Annotated in this window: 1 protein-coding gene and 1 pseudogene; both read right to left on the minus strand. The window is 41.6% G+C overall.

Annotated elements, in window-relative coordinates:
* Window positions 1-87, minus strand: a pseudogene (locus C1G53_RS00335) (fructose-6-phosphate aldolase); the annotation flags it as partial.
* A 14-nt stretch (window positions 88-101) separates the two neighbouring features.
* Window positions 102-310: glycine radical domain-containing protein (locus C1G53_RS00340; RefSeq protein ID WP_153046625.1), on the minus strand; the 209-nt coding region annotated here is incomplete at its 5' end.

Genomic DNA, 310 nt, shown 5'->3' on the forward strand with positions numbered 1-310 from the left:
TGGGTTTGAGGTCACCCCCGCAAGGGGTAAAACCTCAGCCCATTTTCGTATTTCCTCTATATTTAAGGTGTCCAGCATGAATTCCATAATAATAACCTCTTTTACAATGTATGTTCTGTACGACCAATGATGTCGTCTTGTGTTGCTCTCGACAATACATTGAAGAATGCTGAATAACCTGCTACACGGACAATCAAATCACGGTGTTTTTCAGGATGTAGTTGTGCATCAATCAAGGTTTCTCGAGAGACAACATTGTACTGAATATGATAGCCATGCAAGCGGTTAAAGAATGTCCGCAAGAGGGCAA

The organism is Streptococcus suis, from assembly GCF_002960445.1.
GTDB lineage: Bacteria > Bacillota > Bacilli > Lactobacillales > Streptococcaceae > Streptococcus > Streptococcus hyiners.